This window comes from Kyrpidia spormannii (genome assembly GCF_002804065.1).
Lineage (GTDB): Bacteria > Bacillota > Bacilli > Kyrpidiales > Kyrpidiaceae > Kyrpidia > Kyrpidia spormannii.
Window position 1 is genome coordinate 3,066,086 of sequence record NZ_CP024955.1, and the last position, 15,490, is coordinate 3,081,575.

Below are 15,490 nucleotides of genomic sequence, written 5' to 3' on the forward strand. Positions count from 1 at the left end.
CCCGTCAAAACAGCGTCTCCTGGAGTGGCACCGGTTCCTCCCGCCCCCCGTTTCCCCTCCCCGACGAAAGTTCCCGCTCCACATCCTCCTCCGCCCCGACACCCGCCGCAGGGTCGACAACGGCCCCTTCCTCTCCGCGCTCGATCAGGTCGACGAAACACCGGTCATCCTGTTTGGTCACAATCAGGGTGGTGGTTACCTCCGACACCATGTGCTGCATTTTCTCGTCCGGCACGGCGGCGATCAGTTGCAGGTCCATCTGTTTGATCAGTCGCAGGCTCGACCGGATCCGCTGTTCGTCCATCTTGTTGAACGCCTCGTCGAACACCACCAACCGCACCGTCTTCCCCGAACGGTACAGATGATAAAACGACGCCAGGATGGCGATATAAAACGGCGTTTGCGTCTCCCCGCCCGATTTTTCCCTTAACACATGGGAGAATCGGGTGCGCCTGTCCCGGGAGGTGATGACGATGTCAAAATCGAGATAGCGCCGGTAATCGGTAAACTCTTCCACATCGCCCGCCTCTCCGCGCACCAGGGTTTCAAAAAGTTCGTGGAGAGCCTGGACCCTCTCCTCCTGGAGGTGATCGAACAGCGACCCCCGCTCTAGTAACAAGGGATCCATCACCGCGTCGTAAAATTTTTTGTACCGCTCGCTCGGAGTGACCTCAAAATGGTAGCGGTCCTCCGAAAACGGGAAGTGGCGCAGGGCGTAGTTCAGTTCGTCGAACTCCCGGCGGGCCAAATGGATCGCTTCCCGCAATTTGAACACAAAATGGGATTTGAACTCTTCCTCCGACTCCCGGAGGGACTGTTCCACTTTTTCCCGGTATTGCGGCAAGTTGAGGTGCTCGATGTCGTGCAGCAGGCTTTCGTAGGCCCCGTTGTCCTCGCTGTCCACCGGCCCGTCGAAGCCGTACTCCATGTTGTACTGCCGCCTCAGCTCCCGGAGCGCGTCCCACTCCTGGTTACGGCGCGTCTCGTTGCCCTTCCGGTTGTTTTCCCAGTTTTCCAGCTTGCGGGCGAGGGGCAGGCCCTGGCGGACCGCATCCTCCCACCTCGCGAGGGCCCGGTTCTCCGCCTCGGGGCCATATTCCAGCCGCCACGCCTGAAATTCCGCTTCGGCCTCCTGGGCGGCCTGCCGCTGCCGCCCGGCCTGCTCTTCTATGTGCCGCCGGTCCGCCTCCAGGCCGGCCTGCCGGCGGACCCACTGGTCGTACCGCGCGCCCCATTCCTTTTCCGCCTGCCGCCACGCCTCGTACTCCCGCTTCAACCGCTCGACCTGGCCGAACAGATCGGACGCCAAAAGGGCCTCCCGCTCGCGTTCCGCCGCCTCCAGCTCGCCCTTGACCGCGTCCAGTTCGGCCGGCAGAGCAGTCTGCTCCGCCAGGGCGGCGTACAGGGACGGCTTGTCCCGGAGGCGCTCGGCCCACCGGTCCAGTTCCCGGCGGGCAGCCGCCAGCCTCTCCCGCCGGGCCCGGAGGTCCTCCAGTTCCCGACGGCGCATCTCCAATTGCCTGGCGATCGCCTTCGCCCCGATGTACGGCACTTCGTAATGGCGTTTCGGAATCTGGCGGGCCACCAGGTTGTGATACACCATGCACGTATTCGTGACCGCCGTCCGGTACCGGCGCAGGTCCTGTTCGTCGGCTGCCTTCATCACCCTGCCCAGGAGATGTTCCACGTGGGCACGGATCACCGGGTGGGGCGCCTCCAGCTCCCCGGCCAGGGAACCGGGCTCGGCCGTGCCCAGGTATTTCCTCTCCTTGTCCGTGTCCACCAGCCCAACCCCCTCCAGGCGATGGGCCCATTTTTCCCACTCGTAGACGGAAAGCGCCTCGACAAAGGCGCGCGGCTCCACCAGCAGGTCAAACCGCTGGGTGTTCAGGTACCCTTCGACGGCGTCCCGCCACGCCTCGTCTTTGAGTTCCATCTCCTCACAAAAGATCCATACCGGCGACCGCTGCCCCAATCGCGCTTCCAACATCGCCTTGAGGCGCTCGACCGACTCGGGATACGGGCGCTTTTTCTGCTCCAGATTGCGGATGACCCGCTCCAGATCGGCGATTCTCTCCTCCGCCTCCCGCACCTGTTCGGCCACCCGGTCGGCGGCGATCACCGCCCGCTGGTACAAATCCGCCAGCCGTTCCCCCGCTTCCGCCAGCGCGGCGCCCACCGCGCCCTCCACCCGCTCTTCCCGGGCCAGGCGCCCGTGCACCGCCGCCAGGCTCTCCCGCACCCGTTCCAGGACCTCCCGCTCGCCCTCCCGCCACTGCCAGCCGTCGCAAGCGGACCAGCCGGCCAGCCCGCCGAGCAACTCCAGCTCCCGCCCCAGCCTGTCCACCGCCGAGGACAGCCGCCGCCTCAACTCCGCCAAGCTGTTCGCCCGCTCCCGGATGATCGCGTCCAACTCTTTCTTCCGCCGCTCCGCCTCATGGGTTTGCCAGCGCTGGAGCGCCGCCTCGGCATCCTCCCGGGCTTCCTCCTGCTTCGCCTTCGCCAGGGCGATCTCGCCCTCGGCCTCCTCCAGCTTCTCGTCCAATCTGCGCAGTTCCTGTTCGAGTCCCGCCAGCACCTCCCGGACCCGCTCCCATTTGAGGCGGCGGATCACGTAATCCTGCTCCAGCACGATATCCCGCCATTTGGCGTACTCCTGGTAACGTTCGCGGACGGCGAGCAGCTTGTCCCGCCGCCGTTCCAGCTCCGCCAGCTCCTGCTTGTACCGCTCGTAAATCTCGAAATTTTGTTTCAACAGATCAAGCCGCAGCTTTTGCTCGTCGAGGATGTGATCGTACACAAAGGTCCGCACGTCCTGGATCGGCTGGAACGACAGCGCCTTGACGAACACCCGGAAAAATCTTTCGTGCACCTGCCCCATCCGCGCCAAAAGCGCCCGCTGATAGGTGGACTTGTTCCGCTCAAAAATCGCCCGGTTCCGCCCGCTCCCCCCGTAGCGTCTGCGGAACGCCTCCCGGTTGAGCAGCTCGCCGGAGGGCCCGACGAACTCCAGCTCCTCCAGGCGCACGCCGGAGAGGATAAAATATTCCGGCTCGAAATCCTGGTCGCCGAAAACGTCGATCACCGCGCCCACCACGAAGGGCTCCCGCTTGTGTGCATCATAGAACTCCGCGACGATGTAAGTGGTGAAATCCCCGTGGCGCACGAAGGTCTGCCGGTCCGTGCCGATCTTCCCCCGCAGGTAGTTGATCATCGTCCGCTTCGCCTCATCGTGGGCGGCCGCGTTGAACTTGATCTGCCGCTGGTCGGCCACGAACAGCACCTGGAGGGCGTCGATGATGGTGGATTTTCCCGCCGCGTTTTTCCCCGTGATCAGGGTCTGTTTGCCGAACTCCACCGTTTCGTCGTAAAAATAGTGCCAGTTAATCAGCCGCAGACGTTTCATCCATTTCATCGAGGAACCCTCCCTCCGTCGCCCCGGCAAACCGTTCAATTTTATCCCCAATCACCGAAAGCTCCCGGGTGTCGACGACGTACATCCACGTGTGGTACAACCGCAGACGGCACTCGTCCGACCGGATGTTGTCGTCAAGGACCTCCAACAACTGGTACCGGGTGCACAGTTGGACCAATTGGTCCAGTTGGGTGCGGTTCAGCCAGGGCAAGCGGAATGTCTCGTATTTGCTGCGGATTTCATACACGGTGGTCACCGGCGTAGCGCTGAGGGACAAACTTCGCCGCTTTTCCTCGTAGATCAGGCGCAGCACCAAAAACCCAATGGTCTGTTCCCGGTTCAGCCTGCGGCGCAGGCCGGCGTCGGGGGCGTGTACAAACACGCACTCGTGCCGCTCGTCCACCACCAAATCCCAGCCGAGAAAACGAAAAAATCGCTCCAGCCATTCCCGGTGGCGGCGCACCAGCAGATACGCTTCCCGCTCCTTCTCCTTCACCAGAAAATTGACGGCGATGAGGCGGTTGATCAGGGAGCGCAGCCGTTCCTGCTCCTGTTCGCTCACATCCGGTTGCCACATGGGTCACATCCCCCTGGAACCGCCCCGCCCGGCGACTTTGCGGACGATGCGGTGGTTTTGGAAGCGAAAAGGCCCGATCTCCAGAATCTGCCGCGTCGGGGACCGCTTCAGTTCGAAGGAAGAGGCGCCGTCTTGGCCGTACAGGTACGTGTAGGCCAGCAGTACAAACTCTTCCAGGCCGGTCGGCGCCAGTTCCGCAAGCTCCATTTCGTTCCGCTCGCCCAGCCGGGCCAAGACGTATTGGTCCACTTTTTGCCTGGTGACGGCCGCCTGGAGGCGCGCCAGACTTTCCCGGCGAATCCGTTCCCGCACCTCCTCCGGCACCGGCTGGACCACGTGGACGGCGGGCTGATGAACCCGCCGCTTGCTCCGGGGGGTATACAGCGAGCCTTCCGCCACCCCTTCCACACGGACGAGGCGAAACAACCCCGACCCGATCCCGCCGTCCCCCGGCCACCGGTCCCCCCACCTGGCGAGCCCCACGATAGTCCTGGCCAGCTCCCGGTCCAGCCCCGGCTGCTGCTGGCTCAGGTACCGGGCGCGATCGTAGGAAGCCCGCAGATACTGGTTGTGCCGCAGATCGATTTGGTACAAAATCTCTTCCAGCCGGTCGTACGTTTCTTCAATCAAATACAAGGCGGCGCGAATATCCGCTTCCGCCTCCTCCCGGGTCCTGTAAAAATCGTTGCGGATCCCGTCGTCAACCGTTTCCTCCATCCGTTCCCGGTCCAGTAACCACTCTTGCACCGTCTGCAGAATGTAGAACCGATAGCGCGAAACGTGGTCGGAGGTTTTCAGGCGGTGGTAGTTTTTGTCGACGATCTGGGATTTGTAAACGTCAAAATGGTGGTCCAGCACATCCTGGATGGTTTCTTGCCGCACCACTTGTTCCATGTGGTGTTTCATGTTTTGGTAAAGGGTTATCAACTCCTGCTCGAACTGAAGGGTGTACTCCCGAGCCTCCCGCACGGCGAAACAGGGCCGGAGTTTGGCTTCTTCGCCGGTGAGAATGCCGTAGGTGACAAAGGCAAAACGCTGGTATTCCACCGCCCGCTGCTCGCACAGGTCTTTGAACAGCGCCAGGATGCGGTTGGTGTAATGGGGCAAGACGATGTATTCCTGAAATTGGTCGCGCACTTCGATGTCGATCCACTTCAAGGCCGCCAACCGCCGGATCAGGGCGCCCGCCTGGGCCCGGGACCATTCTTCCAGGGTGATTTGGCCGTGGCCTTGGACCGCACCGCCCTCGGTCTCCCCCTCTTCTTCGTCGAGGGAGATGTCCCAGCCCTGTTCCATCCGGGTCTCAACCAGCTCTTGGAACAGGTCGCGCATCACGTCCACCCGGATCCCGAATCGCTCGTTTCGCGAATGTTCGTAGATCAGAAGCGCCGCTTCCGCATAAAGATGTTTGTTCAGCCCCGTTAACAACGCAAAAAAGCGTTCCGGCACCACATCGAACAGGTTCATGATCTCCCCGGCCTCCCGTCCGCCGTTGTTCCTTTGCCACTATTGTAACAAACGGGACAACTGCAGGTCTCCTGCAAGGCTTCAAGTCGCATACCAAGCCTACGCACGGCTGCGCCCGCGGCAGAAGGGTGACTGTCCTGATGCACGAGGCTATACGGCATGCGCAACAAATCAGCCCCTTGCAGAATGCAGGATTCGGACCTTAACGTTTCCGCTCTCTTTGTTGATCGACACGATTTCTACCGGTACTTCCTCGTCCTGGGTGTGACCGTGCGCACCACAGCGTTGTGACGGTCACCTTCCTTGAGGGTTCTGAGCGTTCGCTCCTGCATGATTGCCATCGCCTTGGCCCGCGAGCAAACCACATTCCCAGTTTCCCGATCTGCTCTCAACACCATGAACCGATTTGCTTCCCAACAAAATCCAACATCTGGTTTCCTTCCACGCCGGATTCCATTCGTGGAACAATCTCCTTTACTCCTTCACCGAAATCGAGCACCCAGCACCGGATGTTTTCGCCGTTCAGTTCGTGTTCCTCGATCCCCATAACCTCCAGTTCCAGCACCGTCCGATACTGCATCGCCGCGAAAATCTCCGACCACGAATAACCTTTGTGCCGCCCCCTGTAACCTTCCGCGCTCATGAGCGAAATGATGTCGGCCATTCCTAACCACTCCCTTTTGGATGTTCGGCGGTTGCCCGCCGTTGTGTTCACAAAAAAAGAACCCGGCCGCATGTGACCGGGTTTGCTGAACTTTTTCCTATTGCACCAGTTCTTTTTGGATCGCTTCGACCTCTTCACGGCTAAGTCCTGTTCCTTCCGCCACTTGTTCGACCGGAAGTCCCATGCGAAGAAGATTGCTTGCTACTTTCTTTCGTTCTTCAAACCTTCCTTCTTCCTTCGCCCCATGAATCTCCGCCTCGTAGGTCATTTTCCACTTCAGCCGTTGCTCGTACAGCCGCCGCGCTTCCTCGTCCTGACTGAGAAACTCCAGCGTCGTTTTCGCCTTTTTGATCGCCGGATCCATCTCCGCCAATGCCTCCAGTTGCTCTCTAGATTTCGCCATGAAGAACAGCATCCAGCGCACCAACCGCCGTTCCAGGCCCACCGACTGTTCTTTCAGCTTTCGCAGTTCGACAAAATGAATCTCTTCCAGATCCGAAAACTGAATTCCCGTCCGGTCTTCGCGCAGGTGAAACGTCGAATGGTACTGGTCTGTGGGAATACAGTTGAAATCCACCACATTGATCGTCACGGCTTTGTGCAGTTCCCAGTACCCGTGACCTTCGCCCAATTGACTCTCGAACAGTTTGGCCCAATAGTACAAGGTGCGTCTCTCGATGTCCTGCCGGTTCCACAGTTGCACTTCCACATCGACAAGCATGCCCGACTCCGTCCGTGCCTTGACATCCAACACCGATTCCTTGTCCAGCAGGGCGTCCTTGTGCAAGAACGGATCCAGAATTTCCACATCGGCGATCAGCGGCTGGCCGGAATCTTCGAATACCGCATTGAGAAAACTAACCAGGATGTCCTTGTTTTCCTCGGTGCCAAAAATCCGCTTAAAGACAAAATCGACTTTGGGACTGAGCAGTTCCATCCGGTTCACTCCCCGGGGGTTCTGGGTTTATTATAACTTGGACGGCTTGCGTTTCTCTACGGCCTTGCCCGGGACAGGGAGCACACCCAGGGCCGCCAGAGCCCACCGGCCGTCTCTCTGTCCGATGGGGATCATCTGCAAAAGCCCGACCAGTGCCCAGAACAGCCACCATATCGCGAAATCCTTGAGCCACCCGACGTGAATCGCGCCAGCAAATGCCAAGAAGAAAACCACCAGCCAGGTGGCCAAAATCCCGGACAGGGCGATCAGGGCACCCTGCCATTTGCGCCGGGCCATCACTGCCCCAACCGGTGTGATGTACCCGGCAAACGGGATCAGCCGAAGCTCGAACGCGCCAATTCGCAACAGACGCGGCCCGACCCCCCACACGATGCGTTCGACGGGCAACCCGCATAGCCGTTGGGTGGTGGCGTGACCCAGTTCGTGGACTAACACAGACAAGGCTGCGGCAACAAAAAATGCGATGATGAGTGATCCCCTGGTTCAAAAAATCTGCTTGAATCCGGGATTCAAGCAGACCGGCCTCCAGACCAGGCGTTCGCCTCCTTCCGGATGTTGGATTTGTCCCTTCGGACACGCGACAGGAGACCTCGGCCCGGGAGTCCCACCCGGACAGGAGATCGGCAGAGCACGGACGTCCGTTGCACGGCCTCTCGGGAACTCGCGTCCCGCAACGAAAGCGGCACCGCGCCCTGGATACCTTCCGGTTCCGCCTCCTGCGTCCTGTCAGGACGCCTGCCGGTTTTCCCGACACCGGCTAAACGGGGTCACCGAAGCGCCAAAGCTAACCTCATGAAATCCAGCCAGATCCCATTCAGCCGCTCCTGTTGCCATGCGGCCAACCCATTGTGTGCAGGCATTGTGTTCCCCAGCCGTTCCAAGAGGGCTCCGACACCCAGGGTCATCCCTTGTCCTTCCTTCGGCAAGGGTTGCCCTTTCCGGCCCTTCAGTTTGAAGATCCTCTCTCTCAGTTCCCTTGTGATCCGCTCTCGATACCCCAACGCCCGGCGTCCGATCACCAGCGCCGCCGATTCATGGATCGTCACTCCATATCGCTGTTGGTATTTCCAATGCCCAATGGTGGACGTGTGCCGGGGATTGACCGTCACTACCCCCACCCGTTCCTTCCACGCCCGCCGAAGCAAGGCTTCCGACACTTTCGCATACGGAAACTGGCTCGCCATCCGGTTGAACCGCCGATTCGTGTCCAGCCGGTCTTTCCCAAACGCCAAGTCTTCCATCACCAGCGGTTTCCCCAGGAGTTTGGCCACGTCCACCACGACCTTCGCCAGCACCCCGATCAGGACTCCCGGCGATTCCCCCGGGCGTAAGCCAGCTCGGGAATCTGCAGGTAGGCAAACCCGTTCGGGTGAACCTTCGCCTGCCACTCCCCGGGATCCTTGCCAAGTCCCTCCGGGATCCACACCAGATGGTCCGGCCACGGCTTCGGTTGCCCATCCGGTCCCACGTGGCACAACGCCACACCGTCCGGGTTGATGTCCAGCGCCAGACACCCGTTCCCCGTGTTCGCCTTGGGCATCCCCGCCAAACGCCAGGTCAGCATCACCCGGTACCGGCCGTCCAGTCCTCGCACCACCTCGGCCGTGTAGGGCAGGCCCATCGCCAACACCAGTCGCACAAAGCCACGGTGTTTCTCCGGAACCCACAGTTTCCCCTCCACCCGGGGCGCTTTCCCTGTCCGCGGCCGGCCCAAGGCGTCGGTGCCCTTCGCCTCCGCCAAGTGGGACAGAGCCACAGACAGCCCGAACCCCTCACCGCGCACCACCACTCGAATGTTCGGGTTCCCGCCCTTGGTCTCGTCCCCTCGGGCGTACAGGCGGTTCCTCCGGGCCGCCCGCCAGGTCCCTTTGCCGACCTTGCCCCGGCACACCTGCCGCCACAGTCGCCGGCCGCCAAATACCACCTTCGGGATCGTCCCCGATGCTTTGTGAGCCTGAAGTTCGGCGAGCTTGGTTTCAAGTTTCCGCACCCGGGCCTGCCGGCCCCGAACGGTCAGAAACAGTCGGTCGGCGGCAGTCGTATCTCCCTTGGCCCGAGCCTTCTCCAGCTTGCTCATGGCCCAGCCGAGTTTCTTCCGCGCCCGGCGCCGTTTCGTTTCGGTTTCGTCGATCTCGATGCCTAGAAGCTCTTTTTGGGAATCCCGCATCGCCTGGGCCTTCAGCCGGGCGTCGTCTACGTACCGGGAGTTGAGGCCAAAGAGCGCCTGTCCCTGTTTCTTGATCTCGTCTTTCGACATGCTCTCCTGTAACCGGTTGAAGGTCCATCGGGTGCAAGCCCCAAACAGGCGCATCTCCGTCTCCAGAGCGGTCTCCTCTCCCCGAGTCCACGCCTCAGACCGGGGAAGACCCTCCGTTTCCGGAAACCACTCCCCGCAGATCGTGAGACTCAGGTCCTCTTCCTTCGGTCTCGGCATCCTTCATCCACTCCTGAAACCGTTTGCGAACCGCGCGTCCACCCCGGGACCCGTACAACCGGGCGGAAAATGACGTGACAATGGCAAGAAGATCCCGAACCAACTCGCCATGAGCGTCTTCCGGCTCCTTCTCGGCCATGATTTCGATCTCTGCCCCGCACATCTTCGTGATCCACTCCAGGTACTCGAACCCAAACCGCGCCAGCCGGTCGGGATATTCAATCAGCACCCGGTCGATTTCACGGTTCTCCAGGGCTTTCACCAGCCGTTTCAGGCCCCGGCGCTTTGCGTTCAATCCCGACGCCACATCCTCAAACACGTGAACCACGTGGTAGCCTTTAAGCGCCGCATGAGCCAACAGCCGCTCTTTCTGCCGCTGGAGATTGCCCGCTTCTTCCTGCTTACGCGTGGAAACCCGGGCGTAGATTGCCACCCGCTTCCCGCCTTCTGTCACCGAGGGTTGCCCCAGAATTCGTCTCACCTCTTCTTCGGGATACCTTCGGTGCCCGGACGGCAAACGAATACAGCGGATCTTGCCCTGCTTTTCCCACACTCGAACACGGTCTACCGACACACCAAGCAATTTCGCTACTTGACCAATCGAGTAGTATCTCATGGTTTTATACTACCATTTTCACCATGATTCACACACATATTTTGTAGCTGTTTCAAACCTTCCAAAACACCTCGCCAGACGCGCAGAATTGGCCGCTGAGAGCCGTTTCCTGCATGGGCAAGGGTTTGATACCCGCCTTTGATTTTTTACCATCTGCTCGTTAAAAAAACACCGCCGAGAACGCCGGAAATCGGCTTCTCAGCGGTGTTTTTGCTCGTGGCAGTGGTTTTGTACCCACCAGTGTTTTAGACCGCCCTACGAGGCTTCCAGAATATAGGCAAACACGACACCAATGAACAGAAGCGCAAAATCCGAAAGGTTAAAAAATGCGTCCGCCATTTTTCCCGCCTCCCGAAACCTGTTCGCCCTTTGGAATCAGTTTTTTCAGTTCGCTTTTCAGCACGCCCGCGTATCCTGCCGCGACAAACGCCAGCACAACATCTGCGATCAGGACGATTGTGCCAAAACGCAACGCCCGTCACCCCCTTCAAACAAAAAGAGGCCCGGGAGAAATCCCGGGCTCGAACAACAACTTTTTCTGACGCGGCATCTATTCGCCAAAATGCGGATATGCTATAATGGTGGCGGATAAGAAACTGGGTCGCCCGCCTCGCCGGGCACGAATTACGGTCCCTGACGAGGTGACGGCTCGTCAGGGACTAGCCATCTAATGGCGCGTTGCCAAGCTGACGATGCCGACCAGAACCGAGATGAGCGTGAGCAAGATCATCGCCACGCGATATTCTCGTGGACCCATCCGCATCGCCTCCTTTCGGGAAGATTCCCGGCGGAGGCGAGCGTTTTTCTTATCCGCCATTTTTATTCTACCAAAACTCGCCGTCTTTCTCATAGGAAGGGCCGGGCGCAATCCCGGCCCGATTTAACTTACCGGGCGGGCGTTCCTTGGCCGATGTTTGACTTAAAATGGAAATACGGCAGTTCCCAAAGTTCCTTGACGGTTGTTCCGAGTTCCTTGGCCAGGAATTCTGCGTCATCCAAAATTGTGTGAAATACGACTTTGTTCTTGCACTGCATTGCTAGTGCCCTTTCAGGCAATGTAGTTGGACAAATCGGAAGGAATGGCCAGTTGTCTGTCGAATGATCATCCCAGGTGGTGATCATCATGTGCATCTTTGTCCGAGACCTGACACCTGAAGAGGGCAATAAACTTGTAAAGATTGCTCGCAAAGGATCCAACCCCGTTGAAGTGCGACGTGCTTTGGTCGTGTTGGCTTCCGCTCAAAAGATGAAGGTGCCGGAGATCTCCGAGTTGTATCATCTGTCTCAAGAGCACATTCGTCACGTGATTCATGCCTTCAATCAGCATGGATTCGAGGCCTTAAAGCCTCGGTACAAGGGCGGACGACCGCGGACCTTTACCGAAGAACAACGAGCCGCGATCATTGAGTTGGCCCAGATCCCGCCAAACACCCTGGGTTTGCCCTTTACCCATTGGTCACTGTCCAAGCTCAAAGAGGAGGCCGAAAGGCGGGGCATCGTGACCTCCATTAGCATTGAGACTATCCGTGTCATTCTGGAGGAAGCCGACATCACCTACCAACACACCAAGACATGGAAAGCCTCGAATGATCCTGACTTTGAGGTAAAAAAAACGAGTCCAGTCGCTCTACCGGAATCCGCCCAAAGACGGACGGGTCATCTGCGTTGACGAGTTTGGACCGTTGTCCATTCAGCCGTTTTCCGGTTGCGGATGGTACCCGAAAAGTCGGCCCGATCGATTGCCGGCAACGTACCGCGGCACCCACGGGGTGAGGCACTTGTTTGCGGCTCTGGATCTGAAAGCGGATAAACTGTATGGGCACGTCTCATCCAGCAAGAAGCACCAGGACATACTGCGTTTTCTCAAGGTGCTCCGCCGGCGGTATCACCGCTCTGAACGGCTGTACGTGGTCTTGGACAATTTTTCACCTCACAAGCATCGTACTGTGACTGAATGGGCTGCAGAAAACAATGTAGAACTGGTTTTCACACCGACCCAGGCATCATGGTTGAACCGCATCAAAAGCCACTTTGCACCCTTGCGATCCTTTGTGTTGCGTGGGAGTAACTATCCTAATCACGAGGCATTGGCCACAGCGATTCGGTCGTACCTGCGTTGGCGAAACAAGCACAGCCGCCATGCCAGACTTCTACGTGAGCAAAAGAAGATCAAGGTTGTCTGAAGGGGCACTAGCTAGTCGTTTACATAACTGATTCATAGACTTCAGAGACGCTCGACAAAAGACTCAATCCTTTGAGAATAAATGGATCGCCCAAATTACCATAAGTATTATTGTCGGAATAGTCCATTCCTTGGGGAGAAATTTGGTTAACCACAAAGCGGTGAACACAGTTGCTACGGTCAAATATCCTAGCCACTCTTCTGGCTCAAAATGCTTTCTATTTACTAATACATTCAGGTATCCGATCGGAGGCGTAATCACGATGAGAGCCAATATCACCATTGGCCGCAAATACCACTTTTTTTTTATGTTTTTTTCCATGGATTCTCCCTCCTTAAATATCCTGAGGAGTGACAAGAGCCGCATCGGGAAAGCCGATCAAACCAAAAACAGGCGTGATCGGCCCTAGCGTATCACGCCTGTAGAGCTTCTCTGTTAAGCTGTTCATGGATTTTTAAGTAAGACGTTAACACAATTGAAAGATTAAAACAATATCGCACTGATTGCCCTTGCTATAATATTCGCAATCCATCCTGGTATTCCAAGATATTGAATCGCTTGTGAAAGTGCATCTTCTACTTGTCCACTAAAATTGGTGATCACATCCAAAGCCTTGATAATTGCATCAACTTTTATGATCTTAACGAGGTTATCTTTCACTTTTTGGCTTACTGGGAGCCAGTCAATTGCTTTTTTAATCGCACTATCAACTTGGCTTGCTTTTGCTTTGAGGGCTTCTTTAATCGCTTTAATGGTCCAGGTTACTTTCCCTTGCGGCGTTACTCCTTCAGTAGGAGGCGTAACAGAAGTATTCTTGTCAACACCTGGAATAACAGTAGCGATTTGATTATTGACCTGAGAATATTGATTCGCAGCTGCAAAGGCCGGTGAAATCGCCGTAAAGGTTAAAACAATTGCCAGGGCAAGGATAGCAAACTTTTTACTCATGTTCAATCACCTCCATCCGGCAGGATTTTCCATTTTTGTGCCCAAAAATATTGCTTGAAAATTCGACGAACATCATGGGTTTAGTTAAAGTCACTCACCTTCTGATATGCGACTATTCCCTATATCCATTTTTTTCGATCAACCCGCTTGACATTTCACCACTGGGCTTTCAGAATGGTAAATTTTCATCAAAGCGCCTACTGCTGCCTCAAACGATCTATTCTCAGCCTCTCAGGTCCCCACCCCCCGTCGATGTTTGGCACATAATGTAACCTATCACCAACCCCGGATCTAGACAATAGTAAGAAGGGGCTATTATATCGACAATTCTCGACATTTTATTTGTTAAAGTCTCAAGTGGTGGTGTAAAATTCACTGCCTGAATTGACGAGAAAGCCACCGAGTGCCATCTACTAAAGTGGACACCGAACAACTTTCGTAGAGGAGGCACTGGTGGCTTCTATGGACAAGATCGCACTTTTGAACTGGTTTCGCAAGATCTGTGTCGAAGAAGGTGATGTCGATTTTCTGCGTGAGGGTCTAAAGGTCCTGGCCGAGGCCGTCATGGATGCTGAAGTGAGCCAACTGATTGGTGCAGGACGATTTGAGAGAACCCCGGAGAGCAAGAACTATCGGAACGGCTACCGAACTCGGGAGTGGGACAACCGGCCGGGGACGATTGAGCTCAACATTCCCAAGTTGCGTAAGGGGAGCTATTTCCCCTCCCTCCTCGAGTCGCGGCGGCGCGCTGAGAAGGCACTTCTGAGTGTTGTTCAAGAGGCATACGTCCATGGTGTCAGTACGCGCAAGGTCGATGAGTTGGTGGAGTCGTTGGGCCTGAACGGCATGAGCAAGAGCGAGGTCTCCCGCATCTGCAAACAACTCGACGAAGTCGTGCACGCTTTTAAGAATCGTCCATTGGAAGGTGAGTACCCCTATGTGTGGCTGGATGCCACGTTCCCCAAGGTGCGGGAAGACGGACGCGTTCAGAGCATGGCCTTTGTGATCGCCATCGGCGTGAAGAGCACCGGAGAACGGGAAGTGCTCGGCTTTGACCTGGGAACGACGGAAGATGGAGCGTTTTGGCTCATGTTCCTGCGTGGTCTGGTGACACGGGGACTCAAAGGCGTGAAGCTCGCCATCAGTGACGCGCATCCAGGGCTGTGCCATCGAGCAAGTCCTTGTCGGAGCCACATGGCAACGCTGCAGGGTCCATGTGATGAGAAATGTCCTGAGCCAGGTCCCGAAGTCTTCCCAAAGGATGGTGTCATCGATTGTCCGCACGGTTTTTGCGCAACCAACCCAGGAGGCGGCCAGAGAACAGTTGCGGCTTGTGGTCAGCCAATTACGGAGCCGATTTCCCAAGGCGATGGAGATCTTGCAAGGAAGCCGAGGAGGACGTGCTGGCCTACATGGCCTTTCCACGAGAGTATTGGCGACAAATCTGTTCAACGAACCCGTTGGAACGGCTCAATCGAGAGTTGGGCCGGCGAATGGATGTTGTAGGTATTTTCCCGAACCGAGACGCCGTGATTCGATTGGGAGGGGCGATCCTTCAGGAACAACACGAGGAATGGATCGTCGCACGGCGGTATTTCAGCCTGGAATCGATGGCCAAGCTCACCGGTAACTCGACTCTGTTGGCACCAACGTCCGTGCTACAGAAATGACTGGTGTCACGGTAGGGGCACTCGGCAAAATTACACCTCTTGCGGGGACACTACCCTACCGGAATCCGCCCAAAGACGGACGGGTCATCTGCATTGACGAGTTTGGACCGTTGTCCATTCAGCCGTTTCCTGGTTGCGGATGGTACCCGAAGAGCCGGCCCGATCGATTGCCGGCGACGTACCGTCGCACCCACGGGGTGAGGCACTTGTTTGCAGCTCTGGATCTGAAAGCGGATAAGCTGTATGGGCACGTCTCATCCAGCAAGAAGCACCAGGATATTCTGCGTTTTCTCAAGGTGCTCCGCCGGCGGTATCACCGCTCTGAACGGCTGTACGTAGTCTTGGACAATTTTTCACCTCACAAGCATCGTACTGTGACTGAGTGGGCTGCAGAAAACAATGTAGAACTGGTTTTTACACCGACCCAGGCCTCATGGTTGAACCGAATCGAATGCCATTTTGCGCCGTTGCGATCGTTTGTGTTGCGTGGGAGTCACTATCCCAATCACGAGGCGTTGGCCACAGCGATTCGGTCGTACCTGCGTTGGCGAAACAAGC

General features: G+C 57.4%; 14 protein-coding genes and 2 pseudogenes. 4 read left to right on the plus strand and 12 right to left on the minus strand.

Annotation, left to right across the window (positions count from 1 at the left end; translation table 11 throughout):
• Positions 1–4: 4 nt before the first annotated feature.
• The 10 genes from CVV65_RS15060 to CVV65_RS16825 all read right to left on the minus strand — a co-directional run bounded on the left by CVV65_RS15060 (position 5) and on the right by CVV65_RS16825 (position 10,603).
• Positions 5–3,415, minus strand: coding sequence for an ATP-binding protein (locus CVV65_RS15060; protein WP_100668833.1), 3,411 nt, complete (start codon positions 3,413–3,415; stop codon positions 5–7).
• Positions 3,384–3,992, minus strand: a complete 609-nt coding sequence (locus CVV65_RS15065) for a DUF4194 domain-containing protein (protein WP_100668834.1) — start codon at positions 3,990–3,992, stop codon at positions 3,384–3,386. The genes CVV65_RS15060 and CVV65_RS15065 overlap by 32 nt, the downstream gene beginning before the upstream one ends.
• A gap of 3 nt (positions 3,993–3,995) precedes the next feature.
• A complete protein-coding gene (locus CVV65_RS15070; protein WP_100668835.1) occupies positions 3,996–5,459 on the minus strand; it encodes a Wadjet anti-phage system protein JetA family protein in 1,464 nt (487 codons plus the stop codon).
• 388 nt (positions 5,460–5,847) lie between these two features.
• Entirely contained in the window at positions 5,848–6,123 is a 276-nt protein-coding gene (locus CVV65_RS15075) for a hypothetical protein (RefSeq protein WP_100668836.1), read from the minus strand.
• Between the two features lie 97 nt (positions 6,124–6,220).
• On the minus strand, positions 6,221–7,060 hold the full coding sequence (locus tag CVV65_RS15080) for an Rpn family recombination-promoting nuclease/putative transposase (protein ID WP_100668837.1): 840 nt from the start codon (positions 7,058–7,060) through the stop codon (positions 6,221–6,223).
• A gap of 30 nt (positions 7,061–7,090) precedes the next feature.
• Complete coding sequence (locus CVV65_RS15085) at positions 7,091–7,549, minus strand: site-2 protease family protein (protein WP_100668838.1); 459 nt, start codon at positions 7,547–7,549, stop codon at positions 7,091–7,093.
• Between the two features lie 299 nt (positions 7,550–7,848).
• Positions 7,849–8,376: an IS200/IS605 family accessory protein TnpB-related protein gene (locus CVV65_RS17000; protein WP_198592056.1), complete on the minus strand. Its 528-nt coding sequence runs from the start codon at positions 8,374–8,376 to the stop codon at positions 7,849–7,851.
• A gap of 5 nt (positions 8,377–8,381) precedes the next feature.
• Positions 8,382–9,515 carry a hypothetical protein gene (locus CVV65_RS15090; RefSeq protein ID WP_198592057.1) on the minus strand — a complete coding sequence of 378 codons (1,134 nt, stop codon included), beginning with the start codon at positions 9,513–9,515 and terminating at the stop codon, positions 8,382–8,384.
• Entirely contained in the window at positions 9,433–10,131 is a 699-nt protein-coding gene (locus CVV65_RS15095) for an IS607 family transposase (RefSeq protein WP_100668839.1), read from the minus strand. The genes CVV65_RS15090 and CVV65_RS15095 overlap by 83 nt, the downstream gene beginning before the upstream one ends.
• 319 nt (positions 10,132–10,450) lie before the next feature.
• The gene (locus CVV65_RS16825; protein ID WP_157935553.1) at positions 10,451–10,603 is read right to left on the minus strand and encodes a hypothetical protein; all 153 of its coding nucleotides are present in this window, start codon (positions 10,601–10,603) and stop codon (positions 10,451–10,453) included.
• 651 nt (positions 10,604–11,254) lie between these two features.
• On the opposite strand from CVV65_RS16825, the gene CVV65_RS15105 reads away from it, so the two are divergent.
• Together CVV65_RS15105 and CVV65_RS15110 are read left to right on the plus strand one after the other, a co-directional pair.
• The gene (locus tag CVV65_RS15105; protein WP_133121330.1) at positions 11,255–11,800 is read left to right on the plus strand and encodes a helix-turn-helix domain-containing protein; all 546 of its coding nucleotides are present in this window, start codon (positions 11,255–11,257) and stop codon (positions 11,798–11,800) included.
• Entirely contained in the window at positions 11,790–12,314 is a 525-nt protein-coding gene (locus CVV65_RS15110; RefSeq protein ID WP_100668842.1) for a transposase, read from the plus strand. Before CVV65_RS15105 ends, CVV65_RS15110 begins: the two co-directional genes overlap by 11 nt.
• A gap of 63 nt (positions 12,315–12,377) precedes the next feature.
• On the opposite strand, the gene CVV65_RS15115 is transcribed toward CVV65_RS15110, so the two are convergent.
• Together CVV65_RS15115 and CVV65_RS15120 are read right to left on the minus strand one after the other, a co-directional pair.
• Positions 12,378–12,635, minus strand: a complete 258-nt coding sequence (locus CVV65_RS15115) for a hypothetical protein (RefSeq protein WP_232796645.1) — start codon at positions 12,633–12,635, stop codon at positions 12,378–12,380.
• A 162-nt stretch (positions 12,636–12,797) separates the two neighbouring features.
• A complete protein-coding gene (locus CVV65_RS15120) occupies positions 12,798–13,262 on the minus strand; it encodes a hypothetical protein (RefSeq protein ID WP_100668843.1) in 465 nt (154 codons plus the stop codon).
• 462 nt (positions 13,263–13,724) lie between these two features.
• Here CVV65_RS15120 and CVV65_RS15125 point away from each other — a divergent pair.
• Positions 13,725–14,932, plus strand: a pseudogene (locus CVV65_RS15125) (IS256 family transposase).
• Positions 14,929–15,474, plus strand: a pseudogene (locus CVV65_RS17490) (IS630 family transposase); the annotation flags it as partial. The pseudogenes CVV65_RS15125 and CVV65_RS17490, both read left to right, overlap by 4 nt.
• Positions 15,475–15,490: the final 16 nt, after the last annotated feature.

Coding starts and splice junctions, on each gene's coding strand:
- CVV65_RS15060 (WP_100668833.1), bottom strand. CDS start 3,415: ATGAAATGGATGAAACGTCTGCGGCTGATTAACTGGCACTATTTTTAC.
- CVV65_RS15065 (WP_100668834.1), bottom strand. CDS start 3,992: ATGTGGCAACCGGATGTGAGCGAACAGGAGCAGGAACGGCTGCGCTCC.
- CVV65_RS15070 (WP_100668835.1), bottom strand. CDS start 5,459: ATGAACCTGTTCGATGTGGTGCCGGAACGCTTTTTTGCGTTGTTAACG.
- CVV65_RS15075 (WP_100668836.1), bottom strand. CDS start 6,123: ATGGCCGACATCATTTCGCTCATGAGCGCGGAAGGTTACAGGGGGCGG.
- CVV65_RS15080 (WP_100668837.1), bottom strand. CDS start 7,060: ATGGAACTGCTCAGTCCCAAAGTCGATTTTGTCTTTAAGCGGATTTTT.
- CVV65_RS15090 (WP_198592057.1), bottom strand. CDS start 9,515: ATGCCGAGACCGAAGGAAGAGGACCTGAGTCTCACGATCTGCGGGGAG.
- CVV65_RS15095 (WP_100668839.1), bottom strand. CDS start 10,131: ATGAGATACTACTCGATTGGTCAAGTAGCGAAATTGCTTGGTGTGTCG.
- CVV65_RS15105 (WP_133121330.1), top strand. CDS start 11,255: ATGTGCATCTTTGTCCGAGACCTGACACCTGAAGAGGGCAATAAACTT.
- CVV65_RS15115 (WP_232796645.1), bottom strand. CDS start 12,635: ATGGAAAAAAACATAAAAAAAAAGTGGTATTTGCGGCCAATGGTGATA.
- CVV65_RS15120 (WP_100668843.1), bottom strand. CDS start 13,262: ATGAGTAAAAAGTTTGCTATCCTTGCCCTGGCAATTGTTTTAACCTTT.